At 46.1% G+C, this 18,678-nt stretch carries 15 protein-coding genes and 1 pseudogene; 2 read left to right on the top strand and 14 right to left on the bottom strand.

Features of this window, described 5'->3' with window-relative positions; genetic code table 11:
- Window positions 1–171 precede the first annotated feature (171 nt).
- Window positions 172–429 carry a YczF family membrane protein gene (locus tag PODO_RS12000; protein WP_036686181.1) on the top strand — a complete coding sequence of 86 codons (258 nt, stop codon included), beginning with the start codon at window positions 172–174 and terminating at the stop codon, window positions 427–429.
- Here PODO_RS12000 and PODO_RS11995 read toward each other — a convergent pair.
- The 5 genes from PODO_RS11995 to PODO_RS11975 all read right to left on the bottom strand — a co-directional run bounded on the left by PODO_RS11995 (window position 402) and on the right by PODO_RS11975 (window position 8,333).
- Entirely contained in the window at window positions 402–1,502 is a 1,101-nt protein-coding gene (locus PODO_RS11995; protein WP_036686178.1) for a GerAB/ArcD/ProY family transporter, read from the bottom strand. The two genes, PODO_RS12000 and PODO_RS11995, sit on opposite strands and share 28 nt — an antisense overlap.
- Window positions 1,503–1,524: 22 nt before the next feature.
- On the bottom strand, window positions 1,525–2,811 hold the full coding sequence (locus PODO_RS11990) for a Ger(x)C family spore germination protein (RefSeq protein WP_080742471.1): 1,287 nt from the start codon (window positions 2,809–2,811) through the stop codon (window positions 1,525–1,527).
- Complete coding sequence (locus PODO_RS11985; protein ID WP_076104793.1) at window positions 2,729–4,393, bottom strand: spore germination protein; 1,665 nt, start codon at window positions 4,391–4,393, stop codon at window positions 2,729–2,731. Before PODO_RS11985 ends, PODO_RS11990 begins: the two co-directional genes overlap by 83 nt.
- 146 nt (window positions 4,394–4,539) lie before the next feature.
- Complete coding sequence (gene dapF / locus PODO_RS11980) at window positions 4,540–5,376, bottom strand: diaminopimelate epimerase (RefSeq protein ID WP_038570307.1); 837 nt, start codon at window positions 5,374–5,376, stop codon at window positions 4,540–4,542.
- Window positions 5,377–5,513: 137 nt separating this feature from the next.
- Complete coding sequence (locus PODO_RS11975) at window positions 5,514–8,333, bottom strand: calcium-translocating P-type ATPase, SERCA-type (RefSeq protein ID WP_038570304.1); 2,820 nt, start codon at window positions 8,331–8,333, stop codon at window positions 5,514–5,516.
- Window positions 8,334–8,623: 290 nt separating this feature from the next.
- On the opposite strand from PODO_RS11975, the gene PODO_RS11970 reads away from it, so the two are divergent.
- Window positions 8,624–10,513: an Rqc2 family fibronectin-binding protein gene (locus PODO_RS11970; protein ID WP_038570301.1), complete on the top strand. Its 1,890-nt coding sequence runs from the start codon at window positions 8,624–8,626 to the stop codon at window positions 10,511–10,513.
- Between the two features lie 87 nt (window positions 10,514–10,600).
- Here PODO_RS11970 and PODO_RS31700 read toward each other — a convergent pair whose 3' ends face one another.
- From PODO_RS31700 to PODO_RS11930, 9 genes and pseudogenes are all read right to left on the bottom strand, one after another.
- Window positions 10,601–11,488 (bottom strand): PHP domain-containing protein, encoded by an 888-nt coding sequence (locus PODO_RS31700; RefSeq protein ID WP_051491464.1) that lies wholly within the window; start codon window positions 11,486–11,488, stop codon window positions 10,601–10,603.
- A gap of 72 nt (window positions 11,489–11,560) precedes the next feature.
- Window positions 11,561–12,013: pseudogene (locus PODO_RS31880) on the bottom strand (GNAT family N-acetyltransferase); the annotation flags it as partial.
- 23 nt (window positions 12,014–12,036) lie between these two features.
- Window positions 12,037–12,936, bottom strand: a complete 900-nt coding sequence (locus PODO_RS11960; RefSeq protein ID WP_038570298.1) for a selenium metabolism-associated LysR family transcriptional regulator — start codon at window positions 12,934–12,936, stop codon at window positions 12,037–12,039.
- 170 nt (window positions 12,937–13,106) lie between these two features.
- On the bottom strand, window positions 13,107–13,544 hold the full coding sequence (locus tag PODO_RS11955) for a hypothetical protein (RefSeq protein ID WP_036686574.1): 438 nt from the start codon (window positions 13,542–13,544) through the stop codon (window positions 13,107–13,109).
- A gap of 164 nt (window positions 13,545–13,708) precedes the next feature.
- Entirely contained in the window at window positions 13,709–13,972 is a 264-nt protein-coding gene (locus PODO_RS11950) for a YlbG family protein (RefSeq protein WP_036686170.1), read from the bottom strand.
- Between the two features lie 40 nt (window positions 13,973–14,012).
- Complete coding sequence (locus PODO_RS11945) at window positions 14,013–14,450, bottom strand: YlbF/YmcA family competence regulator (protein WP_036686168.1); 438 nt, start codon at window positions 14,448–14,450, stop codon at window positions 14,013–14,015.
- Between the two features lie 20 nt (window positions 14,451–14,470).
- Complete coding sequence (locus PODO_RS11940; protein WP_038570295.1) at window positions 14,471–16,396, bottom strand: helicase-associated domain-containing protein; 1,926 nt, start codon at window positions 16,394–16,396, stop codon at window positions 14,471–14,473.
- Window positions 16,393–18,105, bottom strand: a complete 1,713-nt coding sequence (locus tag PODO_RS11935; RefSeq protein ID WP_038570293.1) for a DNA repair helicase XPB — start codon at window positions 18,103–18,105, stop codon at window positions 16,393–16,395. Before PODO_RS11935 ends, PODO_RS11940 begins: the two co-directional genes overlap by 4 nt.
- A 119-nt stretch (window positions 18,106–18,224) precedes the next feature.
- Window positions 18,225–18,656 carry a CBS domain-containing protein gene (locus PODO_RS11930; protein ID WP_036686162.1) on the bottom strand — a complete coding sequence of 144 codons (432 nt, stop codon included), beginning with the start codon at window positions 18,654–18,656 and terminating at the stop codon, window positions 18,225–18,227.
- Window positions 18,657–18,678: the final 22 nt, after the last annotated feature.

Below are 18,678 nucleotides of genomic sequence, written 5' to 3'. Positions count from 1 at the left end.
CCTGCCACATTAGTTTCTAACTTTAGTTTCATACTAATGTAACATAAATCGGTATGGATGATAAGCTTTACAAAAGAAAAGCATTTAGACCAAAATATCACCATGCATGTTCATATGTAAAAAGCTTCATACTAACGTTAATGCCGTTATTTCCATAAAGGAGAGAATACTTTGAAGAAAAAAACAAGAAAGTTTCTGATCCGAAAATACGCTGTAACTTTACTGCTAGCCACTCTCTGCTTGCTGTATATTTATTTGCTAGATTGGCTGTATGGCTATGGGCTGGGTAACGTCGGGTATATCCTTAACTATCTATTCTATACCGCCTCTGAGAAAGCTACTGCTTGTATTTTGCTGCTCTGCTTGTTCATCCCCGATATCTATTACTGGAAAACAGGACATCAACCAGAACGTGGCGGGGAAAGATGACTTCTTATCGCCGCAACGATGATAAGAATTACAGGGATCAACACCATAAAGAAGGGGAAAATCGTATATAACAATCTCCCCCCCTCATTAATATGTTCAGTAAAGCTCCGCGCATTCAACATCGAGCTGAACAGAATGATCAGAGCACAGGGATAGACCATTCTCCGGTAAGGAATCTTGAACAATTCCGAAATTCCTATAAGTGCGGCCGCAAAAAACACAGACATTTTGAAAAAAACGCCGATAATCAGCACCATAACAATTAGAATATCCACACGTTGAATAAAATCGGAGATTGAAATCTTGCTAATCGTGGGCATCAGAGGGAGGGGTGACCGTTTCACTATATCTGTGCCAAGCACGGAAATATTCAGCATCATAGTCAGACTTAAGAGCAAACCTGAAACAAATATCCCCGCGGCGATGACCCAAGGACCTTTTTTAACATTGTTCAGATAGGGCATTAGCATGGTAAAACAAATCATTTCACCAAAAGGGAACATATAGTTCTGGCGAATAACAGAATCAATCACAGGCTGGAACCCATTCTCAAAAATAGGAAGTAATCGATTCAAATTAATTGAGCCCGATAACATCAGCATGATCGAGCAAAATATTCCTATCAGCATTACAAGAGTTGCGAATACCAATGAAGTTCGGGATAATACCTCTACTCCTTTATGCAAAACATACGCAGAAGATAAGATCATCAACGTTGAAATAATAAACAAAGGTGTGCGGTGCATAGTAGCCATAACCAGCATGGAACTGCCATCCCGTAAATCACGACCCGCTAAATTGAGGAATAGGGTAATGTAGAGAACGGAAATCACCGTACCTAAGGATTTTCCCAATAGCTTGCGGGTATAAGCCGTTAAGGGGAGATCCGGAAACTTTCTGTACAAATAAGTGTACCCCGAAAATACAATCAAACCGATCAAATTTCCGAGGAGTATGGAAATCCACGCATCTTTACCAGACTCCATCCCAAGATTCACTACCAGCGCTGTTCCCAGCTCAAACAACAAAGTCAACGTGAAAAATTGGAGTAGTCCTATTTTTATCTTTCCCATAGCTGCCCCTCCTTTATTGTCATTACTTATTCTTGGATTGAAAGGAATCACTTCGCATATCCGTATGCCTGATCACAGCATCAGCCTCGATATTAATCTGGCAGGTTTCAAATATACTCTCCCAATGATCTTTTACTTGTTTCCAGCCACGTGGATTAGCTCTTTCTACTGCTTCACCGAAACCTAGATAATCACTTTTTAATGAACGGGCAGTTGCTATGGCAGCGCGGATCTGTTCTTGAATATTCTTTTCCAAAAGCTTCGAAAGATCGTTTAACACTGTTGGATCTGTTAGATCCAAGCCATTGGGCGATTCCTTTAATCCAGCCTGCTGAGTGACATTAACCGTGAAGATAGGATGCTCTATATCTTTCGCATCAGCGTGGATATGTACCTGTGATAAATACACATTAAACGATATATAGTCCTTCTCCCCTATCGAGACCAATACCGGCATCTGAGATATTTTATTCTTAAGTAGAACGGTACCGATCGCCTCTTCGCCGAGCAGCCATCCTTTAAGCTTGTCTTCTTTAAAAGCTGCAAGACCGGTAACCTTTATTATGGTCTTCGGACTTATGTTCTTTAAATTATCGTTGCTCTCCCTCTGGTCCAAATCTCCAGTCACTAGCACGCCATTGATCACAGGCCCCCCACCAGGAACCTGAATCCCCCGGATAATATCATCCACTTCCATCCGATAGTTATATCCGAATTGTTTAGAGGTTGTCTGCAGCTTCTCCACCAAATCATTGGCTGGAATCCTTCCGAACACGGTCATAGTCGTCATACATTCACTTGCAGGCTGTCCCTTGGAAATAAAAATCAGGCTTGTCAGCCGGGTTTCGCTTTCCCTTTCCAGCACATCCATGATATCCTTGATGCCTTCTTGAGCGAACTTCTCGGAAATGATGACCACCCTAATATGTCCTAAAGACAAAAAACGTGCAGTCTGACGCGAGGCATTAGCTAATGCTTCAAACATAGTGCGGCCGCTACCTTTATAAACCGAAACAGGTGAAGTCCCTCTAGCGTTCTTCCCAGAGATTTCGTCAGCAACGATAACCTGAAAGGATAATACATATTTCTCTTCTTCTGTAGGTCCTCTATCTATGGACACACCGGAAACGATGGCTCTTCTGTTTAATTCCACACTATCCCAGCAGCCTGTGAGACTAAGACAGATCAATACGCAAGGTAAAAGTCCTGCTAAGAAAAAATTGCATTTACTCAGAATCTTGCTTTCCTTTCTTATGCGGCTGTGTCCCTTTAGTCTTATCAAGAATTTTTGGAGATAGGTTCTGTTCATGTCCGGTTGTGATCTCCTTCCCTTCTGAAATGTTCCCTTGCTGCGCAGTAGCAGGAGCTGGTTCTGCTGTGCCAAGCGCCCACAAAGGCAGCCTTAAGACGGCATCCTTCTGACCTCTGGATGACAAAGGCACTATTGGAGACAAATAAGGAACGCCAAAAGTCCGCAGACTGTTCATATGTGCAACCAGTACGATTAAACCCAGTGTAATCCCGTAAAAACCAAACATACCAGCCAATATCAAAAAACCAAAGCGGATAATTCTGCCCGCAATCGCCATGTTATACGCTGGAATGGCAAAGCTCGCAATCCCGGTCAACGCGACCACAATCACCATAACGGGCGTAATAATTCCAGCCTCTACCACAGCCTGACCAAGAATCAGAGCACCTACTACAGATACGGTCTGCCCAACTGCACGCGGCATTCTTACTCCCGCTTCCCGGATGATCTCAAACGCACCTTCCATTAGAATAGCTTCGACAAAAGCGGGGAAAGGCACATTTTCCCGTTGCGATAAAAGGTTGATCAGCAAAGTCGTAGGGATCATCTCATAATGAAACGTCGTCAAAGCTATATACACGGAAGGCCCTAGAATAAGCACGATAAAACTGATATACCGAATAATTCGCATCAGAATTGCAATATCGAACCTTTGCGCATAATCCGAAGCTGACTGAAAAAAAAGAGTGAAAACTGCAGGCAAAATCAATACAAAGGGGGTACCATCAACGACAATCACTACCCTCCCTTCTAACAGATTCGTTGCAGCAACGTCTGGCCGCTCGCTGTTATTGATGGTCGGAAAAGGGGTAAAGGTCTTATCCTGAATCAGCTCTTCGATATAACCGGATTCCATGATGGCATCTACATTAATCTGCTGCAGCCGTTTTCTAACTTCTTCAACCAGCTTCTCGTCCGCAGTATCCTTGATGTACATAAAAACCACATCGGTCTGAGTTACCGCCCCGATCTTCACATGCTCGAGTCTTAGTTTGGGTGATCTTATTCTTCTGCGTATTAATGAGACATTCGTAGCCAAAGATTCAACAAAGCTATCCTTTGGACCACGCACAACTAGCTGAGTGGAGGGTTCAGTGACAGAACGAGCTTCCCCTCCTTCAGTCTCACACATGATGCCACTGTCATAACCTTCAATGAGAATCAGTGTCTTCCCAGAAAGAATTCCGAGCAGCACCTCGTTCCAATCCTCCTGCAGCTGCGCTTCACCTATTTCCAGGGCACGGTTTAAAATGAGGTCATTCAGATTATTATTTGCTGCAGTATTACTTTCCTTAAGCATCTCATCTGTTATGGAGAGCAATGAACCCATTACAAATTGATTCACGGTTTCTGTCTTAGCTAGACCATTAAGATGTACCGCAGCAGCCTCAACAACGGATTCCTCACCAAGCTTTACCTGGCGGATTCTAAGATCCGGACTATCTCCCAGCTCGGTTATGATATTGTTTAGCGTCTGCTCCAGATGAATGGTTAATCTCACTCCAGAACCTGGACCTGCCGGGTCAGCTTGCTGTCCCTTACCGGATTTATTTTTTTTAGTTAACCCGTTGATGTTCAACAAGCTCCCCTCCTTTTTTTCATAAACATTGTAGTATTATTCTCGGTTACTCCTTCCATTATTCGGCTGCTTAAAGTCACCTCAGGTTAGAAACACAAAAAAGGCAGTCCAAGAATGTGCTCTTGGACTGCCTTTTTATTATTTTTCTATATTGCTACACTGCCCGTGAATACGACCTCAGCAGGTCCAGTCATATACACATGATTATCCTCTTCATTCCATTCAATATAGAGATCGCCGCCCTTTAGACTAATCCAAGCTGCCCGGTCTGTAAGATCATTCAGTACAGAGGAGACAAGGGTTGCACAGGCTCCAGTGCCACAGGCAAGCGTAGGTCCTGCCCCACGTTCCCAGACACGCATATCCACTCTGCCCCGATCCAGTACCGTTGCGAATTCAACGTTTACTTTTCTCGGGAACAAAGGATGTACCTCAAGCTTAGGTCCCCATGTGGCAAGATCAAAATTCACTGCATCTTCTACGTAAATCACGCAATGAGGATTTCCCATGGATACCGCTGTGAACTTAAATTCGGTTCCGTCCGCTTCAATCGGCTGAGCGAGCACTGGCTCTGCATCAATAGATACTGGAATTTGCAGACCGGACAATACAGGTTCGCCCATATCTACGGTTACAGTCTCCACAACACCGTCTTTCACGTTTAAAGTAACCTTTTGTTCTCCGGCACCAATCGTTTCTATTACAATCTGCTCTGAGCTTACCAGTCCGTGGTCATATACATATTTAGAGACACAGCGAATGGCATTTCCGCACTGCTCCGCCTCCGAACCATCAGAATTCATAATACGCATCTTGAAATCGCCACGCTCAGAAGGCAGGATATATACCAGTCCGTCAGCACCGATTCCAAAGAACCGGTTGCATAGGGTTACAGCAAGCTCCGCTGCATTACTTGGCAGCTCTTGCTCGCCGAAAACAACGATGAAGTCATTACCGAGGCCGTGCATTTTTGTGAATTCCATTAAAAGTCCACTCCTAAAGGTTATGTTATGTTAGCATTCGCTTAAGCTTAAAGTTCTGTGTAATTGAGCATTTCGCAAGCATATGAGCGGTTAACTGCAACAAGTATACCTTTAGGAATGGAGCATTAGTATTGACTTTATGCTGAAATTTTTGTACTTTTTATCATCGGATTACTGCCGCTGCGTCCACGATTACGTTTGCCACCCCAAACACTGCCGGCACCCATCAAGAAGGTCGGGATCCCCGCTGTTACAAACACCAGACACCATTCGCGGAAATTGAGCGGCACTGTTTTGAAGACAGGCTGGAGCACAGGCACGTACATTACGGCCAGCATCAGTAAGACTGATGACAACACGGCAAGCACTAGATACTTATTCTGGAACGGATTGCGGTGGAACACTGAACGCGAACTGCGGCAATCGAAAACATGGATCAACTGTGCCATAACTAGTGTTGCAAAAGCAACGGACTGTGCCCGAATCAATTGTGCAGGATTCTCTGGTGTTATACGTAAGGTTAGCCAAAATGCTCCTAGCGTACATAAACCAATCAAGAATCCACGGCTTATAATTTTCCAGCCTAAGCGGCGGGCAAAAATATTTTCTTTCGCACCACGAGGTTTATGCTCCATCAAATCCTTCTCGGGCTGATCCACTCCAAGTGCCATCGCTGGCAGTCCGTCCGTCACTAGATTGACCCAAAGAATTTGGATCGGAACGAGTGGTAAAGGCAGACCCAGCATCATGGCAAAAAACATAGTCAGAATCTCTCCCACATTGGATGCCAACAGATAACGAATGAATTTACGAATATTCTCATAGATATTTCTGCCTTCTTCGATGGCAGCAACAATCGTTGAGAAGTTATCATCCCCGAGAACAAGTGACGATGCTTCCTTGGTCACATCTGTACCTGTGATCCCCATGGATATCCCGATATCTGCAGCCTTAATGGCTGGAGCGTCGTTCACTCCATCTCCGGTCATAGCCACTACGTGACCGTGACGTTGTAGAGATTTAACGATCCGAAGCTTATGTTCTGGAGATACGCGGGCGAATACAAACACATTGTCCGATATCTTATCCAGCTCATCATCATCCATCCGGGTTAACTGAGCGCCTGTCAGCACCGTTCCACCACGCTGCAGAATTCCCAGCTGGTGAGCAATTGCCTCGGCAGTTGTTCCATGATCACCAGTAATCATAACCGTCTTAATCCCTGCCCGGCGTGTGACACTGATGGCATCGCGGACTTCACGACGTGGCGGATCGATCATTCCTGCCAAGCCAATAAAGACTAATTGATTCTCCGCATCCTTTTCACTATTCACATGTTCATTTGGACGCATATCCCGGTAAGCCATACCTAGCACACGAAGGGCTCCTGAAGCCATTTGCTCATTGGCATCAAGCACCTTCTGCCGCAAAGTTGGCGTACAAGGCACAACACCGCCCTCCCAAAGCATATATGCGCAGCGATTCAGCAATACATCGGGCGCACCTTTGGTACATACCATCCGTCCTCCCGGATGGCCTACGATCACAGACATCAGCTTCCGCTCAGAATCAAACGGAAATTCCTGTTCACGAGTGTAGGTTACGGCAAGCGTCTGAGCGGTCAGTCCCATCTTTCCTGACAGTGCCACGAGCGCTCCTTCTGTCGGGTCGCCCTTCAGTTCCCAAACGGAAGTGTTGTCTGCAGACTTTTCAAGAACAGCATCCTTATCCTTCCCTTTTCGTTTGCCCCGCACTTCAGACTGGAAGGTCTCAATAATTTCCGCGTTGCTGCATAATGCGCCAACCTGCAACATCCGCCGTAAGCTTTGATCATGTTTTAGATCCACTGCTTTGCCTTTCTCCAGAACCTGTCCATTTGGAGCATACCCTTCACCTGTTACCTCAAGACCACGTCCACCCGTCCATAATCGGGTCACCGTCATTTTATTTTGCGTTAATGTTCCTGTCTTGTCTGAACAGATTACCGAGGCACAGCCCAACGTTTCCACTGACGGCAATTTACGAACGATAGCCTTGCGTTTGATCATCCGCTGCACGCCTAGCGCAAGCGCAATAGTTACAATAGCGGGGAGACCTTCCGGAATCGCGGCAACTGCCAAGCTCACACCAGCTAAGAACATGGAGGTGGCAGGCTGTCCATGCAGAATACCTGCTACCACAACTACAATTGTCAATCCCAGAGATACGTAGATCAGAATCTTTCCTAGCTGCTCAAGCCGATGCTGTAAAGGTGTTTCCTGAGAATCCGTATTTTGGATTAGATCCGCTATCTTACCCATTTCCGTGTTCATACCGGTACGGATTACAACAGCTCGCCCTGTTCCTCTGGTCACCATAGTGCCCATGAAGCCTAAATTCTTCTGATCACCAAGCGGAATCTCTTCTGCACGGATCGCTTCCGAATGCTTCGAGACAGGCAATGATTCCCCAGTAAGTGCGGATTCTTCCACATATAGAGCACTGCATTCCAACCAACGTACATCGGCAGGAATCCGATCTCCACTCTCCAGCAAGACAATATCACCTGGCACCAACATCTTGGCTGGGATAATCTCGCTATTCCCTCCACGTAGCACTTTGGCAGAAGGTGCGGAGAGTTGCTTTAAAGCTCTTAGCGAACGTTCGGCGCGAAACTCCTGAACAAATCCAAGCGCTCCATTCAGTAGGATAATCGCGATGATCGTGATGGCATCCAAGTATTCGCCTAGCAACCCGGATACAAGCGTTGCACCCATGAGCACAAGCACCATGAAATCCTTGAACTGGTTCAACAGCAGGGTAAACGGAGATACTGTCTTTCCTTCCGACAGCTCGTTGTACCCGTTCTCCTTTCGTCTCTCCGCGGCTTCCTCATCACTGAGGCCCGTCCTTGGCTGGACATTGAACATTTTCTGCAGCTCTTCTGCACCGAGACGGTGCCAACTGTTTTGTTCCATGACTTTTCTTTCCCTCCCGGTCGTTTCTTTACTTCCGGCGGCGCACAGCTTTTCCACCTGTTCATGACAAATGTATTCAAGGTCGTCCAATAATATCACCCCTATCCAATTCCCCTTTTGCGCGAATGTCCTAAAGTATGGCATCATAGAGAGGTGAGCATAGACGTCTTCGGCGTCCTTATAAGGACAGGTAAGCGTTTGAGCGAGAAATATAAGATATAAGTATTGTGTGAAACTTTTACTTTCTTATATTTAAGAAATTCATTTCACGGCGACAGGAGAGCTTTATCATGGCATTAGACGGCATTGTTACCCGAGCTATCGTGCACGAATTGCAATCATTCATAGGTGCACGTATAGGAAAAATATATCAACCGAACAATCACGATTTAATTTTTAACCTGCGCGGCGCAGGTGGCGGCGGCAAGCTGCTGCTCTCTGCTAATCCAACGTATCCTCGGGTGCATTTTACCGAAAGAAACAGCATTAATCCTTCGGAAGCACCCATGTTCTGCATGCTTATGCGGAAGCATTGTGAGGGAGGGACCATTGAAAGTATTACGCAGGTAGGTATGGAACGAATTATTCACATAAACGTCAAGACTAGAGATGAGCTTGGTGACGTCTTTGCCAAAAAGATCATCATAGAACTCATGGGTCGACACAGTAACATCATTCTTACTGATCTCAGCTCTGGAACGATCATAGACGGCATTCATCATGTAACTCCATCGATCAGCAGCTATCGGATTGTGATGCCCGGCATCGCCTATACAGAGCCGCCACAGCAACATAAGCTGAACCCTTTGGAGATTGGTCAGGAGCAATTTCTCAATTTAATCTCGGCTGCTGAAGAAGCTGCACTGATAGAGGATGTTGAGGAGGAGACTGAGCCAGAAGAAATCATTGAGGGTGAGCTTGCTAATCTGATCACAAAAGATGCAGTAGAGCAAAAACCTGACGGCTCTGGCGGTCCTTCTCCCTCAGCTGACCCCGTGGGCTGGATGGTACATGCTTTCAGCGGAATGAGCCCACTGATTGCTGGTGAAATTGCTCTTCGTCTGAGAAACACCCTGGATAAAGGCGAAGTCACAGAATCCGAAGCAGCATTTCCGACACAATTATGGGTTGCCTTCCATTCTGTAATGGGATCCGTACGCGATAACGAATTTTCTCCTGTTGCAGGTGCAAACGCAAAAGGTAAGATGATTTTTTCTGCGATCCCCTTAACACTTCTGGGTGAGAGTGCGAAACATTACAACTCCATCAGTGAATGTATGGAGGATTATTACGGGGATAAAGCCGAGCGCGATACTGTAAAGCAACGGGTGAGTGATTTGATCCGCTTCCTCAGCAATGAACGGAGCAAAAACGTTAAGAAACTCGCTAATTTGCAGAAGGATCTCGACGAAGCTCAGGATGCGGATCGTTACCGCATTTGGGGTGAGTTGCTTTTCGCTTCATTACACGCGGTATCCAAAGGGGATAAAGAAGTCTCCTTGGTCAATTATTATGATGAAAATCAGGCGGAAATGGTGGTTCCGCTCGATCCGTTATTAAATCCTTCGGACAATGCACAACGTTATTTCAAAAAATACAACAAATATAAAAACAGCCTGCTTGTCATTAATGAACAGCTTTTGAAGACGCATGAGGAAATTCTGTATATGGAGAGTCTGCTGCAGCAACTTGCCCACGCTTCCCTCAACGATATTGAGGAGATCCGCGACGAGCTTGTAAGCCAAGGTTATCTGCGAGACCGGAGCAAAAAGGGCAAAAAGAAGAAAAAGGCCACCAGACCCACATTACAGGTCTTCACCTCTTCAGAAGGAATCGATATTTATGTCGGCAAAAATAATTTGCAGAACGAATACGTCACCAATCGACTGGCTTCTCCGAATGATACTTGGCTGCATACCAAGGACATCCCCGGATCACACGTGGTCATCCGAAGTGAGCAATTTGGAGATGCAACGCTGGAAGAAGCCGCTCAGCTTGCCGCTTATTTCAGCCAAGCCAAACAGTCCAGCAGTGTGCCTGTGGACTGTACATTGATCCGCTATGTACGTAAACCAAGCGGTTCCAAGCCGGGATTTGTAATCTATGATCATCAAAAGACACTGTTCGTCACACCCAATGAGGAAAGAATTAAGAGTCTTCCAAATACTTTGAGAAGCTAAATACTAGATATAAAGAAACCTCCAGCTGCAGATGTTGAACATCTAAAGCTGGAGGTTTTTATGATTCGCTCCGCAAATTGACTAATTTCATGCCTTTTTGTTTAAATACTTCAGTACTTCTGTAGAAACCGTAACACTGCCGATATCCCCGTGAAAAATCACGCCTTGACGGGCACCATGAAAGTCAGAACCTCCGGTTATTAACAGATTATAATCCTCAGCCATAACTTGATAACGTTCTTCTTCCGCAGGTCCATGATCAGAGTGATAGACCTCAATCCCTTTAAAAGCGCCTTGCTCCAGAATATCTCGCACCAGAAGGTCATCCCCGTACAAACCCGGATGGGCTAATACTGGAGACCCTCCTGCCTCAATGATCCACTCGCAAGCTTCCTCCGGTGTGATTCTAGGAGGTGACACATAGGCCGCTGCACCCTCGGCCAAATACTTGTTGAAGGCATCTCTCATATCGGTAGCTGCCCCAAGCCGAACCAGCTCGTCGGCAATATGTGGCCGGCCGATGCTTTCATCAGGCTTCAATTCCCGCCCGATCCCCGCTATAACCTGTTCCAAGGTAATCGCAATACCAAGGTCTTGCAGCTTGGTAATTATCGCTTCATTTCTAAGTGCCCGGGTATCTCTTAGCCCTTCCAAACGTGAGAGAAATTGTTCATTCTCAGGATCAACATAATAGCCCAGCACATGAATGTCTTTGCCACCAGCACGCGTACTGATCTCTACACCAGGCACAACGGTTATTCCGTACTTATCCCCTGCTTCACAGGCTTCCTTCACGCCAGCCACTGTATCATGATCCGTAATGGCAACAGCGCTTAGCCCCTTCTCCTTAGCAAGTCGTACATTCTCCGCTGGTGGCTGCATGCCGTCAGAGGCTTGAGTATGGGTATGGAGGTCGCATACATCCTTCGCAGGTAGGTTGCCTGCATTCTCCCACTCTTCCCGCAGAATCCCCATTTTTATGGCATCGTAGTATTCTCCTCGCACGATTCGTGCTTTACGGACGCGAGCTTCCTCCACCATGCCACATTTCGCTGCCAACCCGATCATTCTTTTATTCCCTGACCAGGTGCCTATTCCAAGACGGACTGTATCAAGAGAATTAAATAAATAATCTATCCACATCTTAAACGCTTCCGTACCGTAACCACCTGACCAATAACTAGAATCAAAGATTACTATACCAATCTCCATCCAGTTGGTTTCTTGCGATATCCAGTAGCGTCCTACTTTCCCCTTTACCTTGCCGTCTATTTCTATGATCAACAGGTTACGCGGGGTTTCCGTCTCAACTAACGCCAAATGACCTATGTAGTCCTCGGTAAACTTTTCGAATCTTTGATGTGCCAAAGATTTATAAGGACCATCCCATTTCAAGTGTTCACGGTCTTCAGCTTCATGATAGTGATAATAAAGCTTCTGAAAATCAGCCTCTGTAATATCGCGCAATACTAGCTTTTCTCCACGTAGAACAATTGACATTGTGATATCCCCCGCTTTAACTATCAGATTTCATTCGAATGCTCACGCAAATAAGTCAGGAAGGTTACTGCAGAAATTGGCAGCAATGTTGATTTTAAATGAATGGCGTAGAATTGTCTTTTAAAAGAGGCATCGGAGATATTCACAATTTTCAACAGTCCAAGCGCAACTTCATGCTTAACCGAAGAGGTCGATATGATCGTTATGCCAAGACCTGCTTCCACCGCTGATTTCACAGCTCCCGTACTTCCAAGCTCCATCACGATCTTCATTGTTCCCGGATCAAGTCCCTTGGAGAACAGCTGCTCTTCCATCACACGCCGCGTTCCTGAGCCCTGCTCCCGCAATACAAAAGGATGCTGAAGCACTTGCTCCAAGGTAACCTCTTGCTGCTCCGCAAGTGGATGATCATATGGCACGATCAACTTCAGCTCATCCCCCATCACGGGCTCGATCTCCATGTCCGGATGTGTGACCGGGGCTTCAATTAAACCAAAATTCAGTTGATGCTTGAGAATTTCCTCCATAATTTGCGAGGTGTTCATCACTTTCATCATAATTGAAATGTTTGGATATTGCTTTCCGAAAGGGCCTAACAGACGTGGCAGCACGTATTCTCCTATCGTAAGACTCGCCCCAAGCTGCAATCTCCCTTCCAGCATATGTGTGAATGCTGACATGGCTTGATCCGTCTCTCGCATCAGCTGAATACTGCGTAGCGCGTATGGCATTAGAGTGTGCCCTGCCTCAGAGAGTACGATTTTTTTGGTGGAACGATTAAACAATTTGGTGCCAAAATAATCCTCCAGCGCCTGTACCTGCATGGTCACAGCTGGTTGAGTCATATGTAAAGTCTGCGCCGCCGCCGAGAAGCTTCCCCGCTCGGAGACCGTATAAAAAATATGCAGCTGGTGAAAGTTCATGCTTCGCAACTCCTTATATTACAAGAAGAAACGTCGTTGCCGTCCTTTAAAGACGACAGTCGTTTCCCGTAGAAATCTAAGAATATTATAATTGTGCAGTATATAAATTCTTATATTTTCAAAAAGGACATGCAGACTCGCCGCATGCCTCTTGCCCGTTTCTTTATAGACTATTTGCGTCTTCGCTTCTTCTTCGACAGCTTTGTACGGTGAGAATTACGCAGCAGTGAAAAATAGGTCTTTAAATCTCTCAGCTGTGGCATCACCGAGATTCTACCAAGAAACGAAACGATGATCATAGAATATAATGGCTGGCCTGAGAGATCTCTCTCACCTGTCAATTCCGTAAACTCAGCGATTACTACAGAGTCATCGTCAATTAAATATGCGTTATAATCACTGCTTGAAAAGGGCTTGATCCGATTCTGCATTAGGCACTGCCACATCCATGCAGCGACCTCTTCGGCATTGCTTGCACCATTGCTGATGCGGTCCATATAACGGCTCTTCGCATGATTTGTTATAACGATGTCGGCGACCCTGTAATCGTTCAGCATGATGTGGAAGGGCTCATAAGTGCTGGGCCAATCCATCCCCTTGTTGCGCATCATCATCACACTCCACCATAAGGGTCTTAGTATGCACTTAATGTTGTCATCTTACCTCATTGCCGAAACTTGTACAAGTTTCTCCCCTTGAGAGTAATGGCTTTTTTTTGTAAATAAGCATAAAAAAAACAGGCGTTGTTTAAGCGCCTGTTTATCTCCTGGAATCACATACTGTAATTACGGGACTTGTCCGGTCCATTACTAGTATACTCTGTCTTAATTTCGTTACGATAAGATCTTTCAATCTTTCGTACATAGGAGAGTCTGCGGACATTCTTCATAACTTCCTCGGCCCGTTCTGCATTTACATACATAACTGCATAATGCATTTTCCGAGAAACATAATGTAATGTTCCGTATTTCTCAAGGTTACGTGCCGCTTTAACGTCACTTACCCAAATGATGTATCCTGTCCGTTCCGCAAACATAAGCTAAACCGCCTTTCTCTCTCTAAATCCTAAGGGAAGCTTATCCGCAGGAGCATTTTCCCCCGCTGCCGCATCCACCTTTAGGGGAAGGATCATTACTTGGTACTTTAATGCTATCTGATACTGAAAAAGCAATCGCTTCCGACATGGAATGCAGAATGTCGTCAAGGGTCTTCTCTGCCAGCTTGAAACGAACAACTTCTTCGAACTGCTCCAGTTCCGCTTCTACTGCCGAAACCTCATCCTTTGCTGAATGATAATTCGGGTGGAAATGTCCGAAACGCTGTGTTTCTTCAAACAGCTCCTTCTTAGTCTGAAGTCGTTTGACCATGGCCTGAATTTCGGGGTTCGTATCAACCCGCCCTTTCCAGTATAAGTAATCCGACACCTCGGCGGATTGATTAATCATATCGCCTAATTCATAGGCGTATGTCAGTACTTCAGCCATATCGACCGTATTTATTTCAGCTACGCTCATGAACTCAGCTCTTTTCTTCGTTAATGATCTACCGATTCAGTAGACTTTTCTATCATACCATAATCACTCGCTTGAGCAGAAGAGGAATTTCTTCGTCCATTGGGAATAACTAACTTCATTTCCTTCCAGTCTTCCGGAGTGAGCTCTATATCTTCAACCGTTTCACCATCATGAAAGAGCAGTTGTCCGGAAACTCTCCATGGATTCCCACTTATGCGTGAAGGGATAAAATCTAACATCTGATCCTTTAGTGCAAAACGCACCTTGACTCCCCATCTTAACCCTTGCTCCATCACCTTTTGTGCAGTCGAGCTATGATAATGCCGCCATTCTTTGCTCCAGATCTGCGGTACATTTTCTCCACCGAAGAGAATCTCTTCCTCCTGTTCAGGAGCAATAACCGGCAGGTTAAGAAAAGGATTCCCTTTGGACAGCAATCCTAGTTCTACATTCAGCTCTGGAAGAACATACATTGCTTCGGGGTTTCCTGTTTCATGAGGAAACAAACACCACCCTAGGTTTGTTTCCTCTACCTGTCCTCCAATGATTCTGGAAGGCGCTAACCCCGCGGAGTACAGCTCTTTTCGTATCTGTTCCATACATTGCGGGTCCACTATGAAATGTAAAGGACCGATACGTTCAAGGTTCTCCTGTAAACGCGGGTGAGCTGCGATAGCAGCTCCATCTGCTTCCGTCTGACAGGTCAAAATAATTACTTGGGAGAGTGAGGTACGGCCAATGCTTTTTGCCCATTGCTCAAGAGACATTTGAACCACCGAAGGAAGTCCTCCTAGTGCATGCTCACTTATCCATGAGATGATGTCATCCGGTGACATTCCACGCTCAGCTGCAAGTTCCAACCTCTCTTTCGTCAGCCGGAAGCTCCATATCGTATCACTTTGCTGGAGCTCAGCGAAGCCCGCCAGTGTCCATCGTACAGAATAGGGGACCTCCGGTGGAACCAGCACCTCGAAATCCGGCTGCACAATAAACTGTTCCTGTGTATCTCCAGACCCAACAGCAGCGAATGATCCCCTCTCAGCAGATAACATTGGCTTAGCAGCGGTCCAGCAAAAACACAACATACCCTCAGCGGTTTCTCCCAGCTCGCACCAGCCAAAGCCTGTTAAACAACGTAACCAGTTCAAGCTTGATTGTTCAAGCTCATTACGGGCAACGGTACCTGTGAGATTAGCATCCATCATCCAGTCTAATAGCGCGGGCAGCATTATCCATTTCCCGGGGATAAAATCTGCATTTGAGATTATATAACGAAAATGTTGATCGGCAGGTCCCACGCATCCGCAGCGATTAATTACAATTCCATAGAGAATGTCACTCATCGTCGCTTCAGGAAGCTGCAGCCAACGATCCAATAGCTCCATATCAAGCGTGTACCCGGCGCTCTGCCTGCGAATAAGTCCAAGACACAGCAGGATATCCACCGTCGCAATGACAGAAAGAGTTTTCTGTTCCTCTAAAAGAGAACCCACGGAGAGCCATTGCAAATGCTCCTCGCCAAAAGAGAGCTGCGCCGCTAAGCGGTTTAGATGCTTTTTATGAATAATCCCCTTGGCTGTCAGCGGCAATCCTTCCCAAGCGGTGAACAGCAAAGCCCGAAACAGATCTATCGCCAGTCCGGCCCCCGCCTCCATGGTAAGACTCACTAAATGCCCGGCAACGTATTGCGGCTGATACGGGAAAAATTCTTGTTCAATTGCCGGCAGCTGATCAACAGGAATCTGATACAGCTTTTCGCCCAAAATTTTATGCCTTGCAGTTAACAGCCCCTCGCGGCGCAATTCGTTCATTGCAAGCTTTTGCTCAGCACGACAAAGCGCCACAGGGCGCAATCGTTCTTCTTTCCCTTCTTCAAACGGCTGGGCAGCATAAGCTGCACATAACCGCTTTAAGACCTCTAATGCTTCTGTTGATAGCTGGTTCAATGAATGGTTCGCTCCTCTCCACTCGGTATCTTTTTAACGACATATTCATAACCCTGCTCAGTCAAAAACATCCGGCGGCGCAAAGCGAAATCCTGTTCCCGGCTATCTTCAGATACCAGTGTATAAAAATAGGCTTTATTCTCTCCCGCTTTTGGACGGAGGATTCGACCTAGTCGCTGAGCTTCCTCCTGCCGTGATCCATAAGCTCCCGAGACTTCAATAGCAATCGACGCGTCAGGTAAATTCACCGCGAAATTCGCTACTTTCGACACCACCAGTACCTGTATATCTCCCTCGTTAAAAGCCGCATATAGCTCGTCTCTTTCACGCTGCTTCGTTTTGCCGGTAATTAAAGGTGCCCCGATCCTGTCAGCCAGTTCACTTAACTGGTCGAGATATTGTCCAATAACCAGTACCGAAGAGCCTGCATGGACCTTTAGAAGCTTGGCTACAATCTCAGCTTTGGCAGGATTGCATGAAGCCATACGAAATTTTTCTTTTGCCGCCGCGTACATATATTCTTGTTTAAGCTCCGGATTCATGGGCACAATGATCTCTACACATTCCACTTCAGCGATCCAGCCCTGCTGCTCCAGCTCCTTCCAAGGCAGATCGTAGCGTTTCGGTCCGATTAAAGAGAACACATCCCCTTCCTTCCCGTCTTCTCTAACCAAAGTGGCTGTTAGCCCCAGTCGACGTGTAGCTTGAATGTCTGCTGTAGCCCGAAATACAGGCGCTGGAAGCAGGTGAACCTCATCATATATAATCAAGCCCCAATTGCGTTCGTTAAACAGCTTCATATGGAGAAACGGACCGTCTTTGGACGAACGATGGGTTAATATTTGATAGGTGGCAATGGTAACTGGCCGCACTTCTCTTTTTTCACCGGAATATTCACCCACTGCTTCCCCGGCCAAATCTGTTCGCTCCAGCAATTCATCCATCCATTGCCTTACGGATGTTGTATTTGAAGTTAAAATTAAGGTTTCACATTGGAGACTTTCAAGTACTGCTACTCCTACAATTGTCTTTCCTGCGCCACAAGGCAGCACCACCACACCGCTTCCCCCTTGTCCTTCTGTCCCTTGAAACAGCTGAACGGCCTCCTGCTGGTATTCACGTAAGCCAAATGAATCGTTTGCCGTATCAGCCTTGCAGGCATCGAGATTCTCCTTCCAGGTCAAGCTAAGCGCTTGTCCTTCATGATATCCGGCGTAGTCGAGAACTGGATAACCCAATCTCATCAGCTCTTGTTTCAAAAGCCCTCTATTCTCCGCAGGACACGAGCATTCCAGAGGATTTATTCTCAGTAGACCCAACGCTTTTAGACCTTGTTCATCACTCAATTCATCCAAAAGCTCAGGAGCATCCGCTCTTAACATAACGACCTCATTCCGAGTCTCTTGGCCATGAAGAGTCAGCTTTCCATATCTGGACAAAAGAGTTTCGATTTCCTCCTCCAGTCCTGTGGGAACACCCCAGCGTGCAAGGTGATGCAGGTTAGTGATAATCTCCTCAGCAGTATAATTAAGCGCAGCCGCATTCCAAAGAGATAACGGGGTAATTCGGTAGGTATGGTAAGCAGGAGGACTTTTTATCAGCTCCGCGAAGGTCCCTAGCTTTTTCCTTGCCACCTCAAAATCCGGATGAGCACATTCCAGTAAAATTGTCCGGTCCCTGCGCACGATGCAAGCTCCTGATCCATTCATAGTTTTTCCTCCCTAGTGTTCATGTAATTTAAGCTTGCGCTATGTAATTTTGTTTATTTTCATATAACAGGAAAAAGCCCATCCCCGCATAACGGTCATGAGCTTCCCTATCTGACTATTTAATGTAAATGCTGCTGCGAAATATCATGGAGTGCTTCACCAGCTTCATCCGCAAAAATGTCGCGCACAGCCAGATCTCCAATCGACACTACGCCCACCAGCTTCTGGTCACGTGTCACCGCCAGCCTGCGGATTTGCCAGCCAGCCATTAACTCTGCAGCCTCATCTACTGAAGTATTCTCCGAGACGGTCTGAATCTCTTTACTCATTACAGTTTCCACTGAGGTTGAACCAGGATGTTTAGCCGCATAACCTCTAATCACGAGATCGCGGTCAGTAATTACGCCGATCAGTGTCTTATGTTCTTCATTATCAACAACAGGTATAAATCCAGTGTCATAATCTCGCATTTTCACGGCAACTTCATACACATTATCTTGCAGCGTAACCGTTGCAGGCTCCTTCGTCATAACCTCTTTCACTGTCTTCAAGAATGAACCCTCCTAATCATGA

Source organism: Paenibacillus odorifer, from assembly GCF_000758725.1.
GTDB classification, from domain to species: domain Bacteria; phylum Bacillota; class Bacilli; order Paenibacillales; family Paenibacillaceae; genus Paenibacillus_AQ; species Paenibacillus_AQ odorifer.
This window is presented reverse-complemented; position numbering and strand designations above follow the sequence as displayed.

Coding starts and splice junctions, on each gene's coding strand:
- PODO_RS11995 (WP_036686178.1), bottom strand. CDS start 1,502: ATGGGAAAGATAAAAATAGGACTACTCCAATTTTTCACGTTGACTTTG.
- PODO_RS11990 (WP_080742471.1), bottom strand. CDS start 2,811: ATGAACAGAACCTATCTCCAAAAATTCTTGATAAGACTAAAGGGACAC.
- dapF (WP_038570307.1), bottom strand. CDS start 5,376: ATGGAATTCACAAAAATGCACGGCCTCGGTAATGACTTCATCGTTGTT.
- PODO_RS11975 (WP_038570304.1), bottom strand. CDS start 8,333: ATGGAACAAAACAGTTGGCACCGTCTCGGTGCAGAAGAGCTGCAGAAA.
- PODO_RS11970 (WP_038570301.1), top strand. CDS start 8,624: ATGGCATTAGACGGCATTGTTACCCGAGCTATCGTGCACGAATTGCAA.
- PODO_RS31700 (WP_051491464.1), bottom strand. CDS start 11,488: ATGGGGATTCTGCGGGAAGAGTGGGAGAATGCAGGCAACCTACCTGCG.
- PODO_RS11960 (WP_038570298.1), bottom strand. CDS start 12,936: ATGAACTTTCACCAGCTGCATATTTTTTATACGGTCTCCGAGCGGGGA.
- PODO_RS11955 (WP_036686574.1), bottom strand. CDS start 13,544: ATGCGCAACAAGGGGATGGATTGGCCCAGCACTTATGAGCCCTTCCAC.
- PODO_RS11950 (WP_036686170.1), bottom strand. CDS start 13,972: ATGTTTGCGGAACGGACAGGATACATCATTTGGGTAAGTGACGTTAAA.
- PODO_RS11945 (WP_036686168.1), bottom strand. CDS start 14,450: ATGAGCGTAGCTGAAATAAATACGGTCGATATGGCTGAAGTACTGACA.
- PODO_RS11935 (WP_038570293.1), bottom strand. CDS start 18,105: ATGAATGGATCAGGAGCTTGCATCGTGCGCAGGGACCGGACAATTTTA.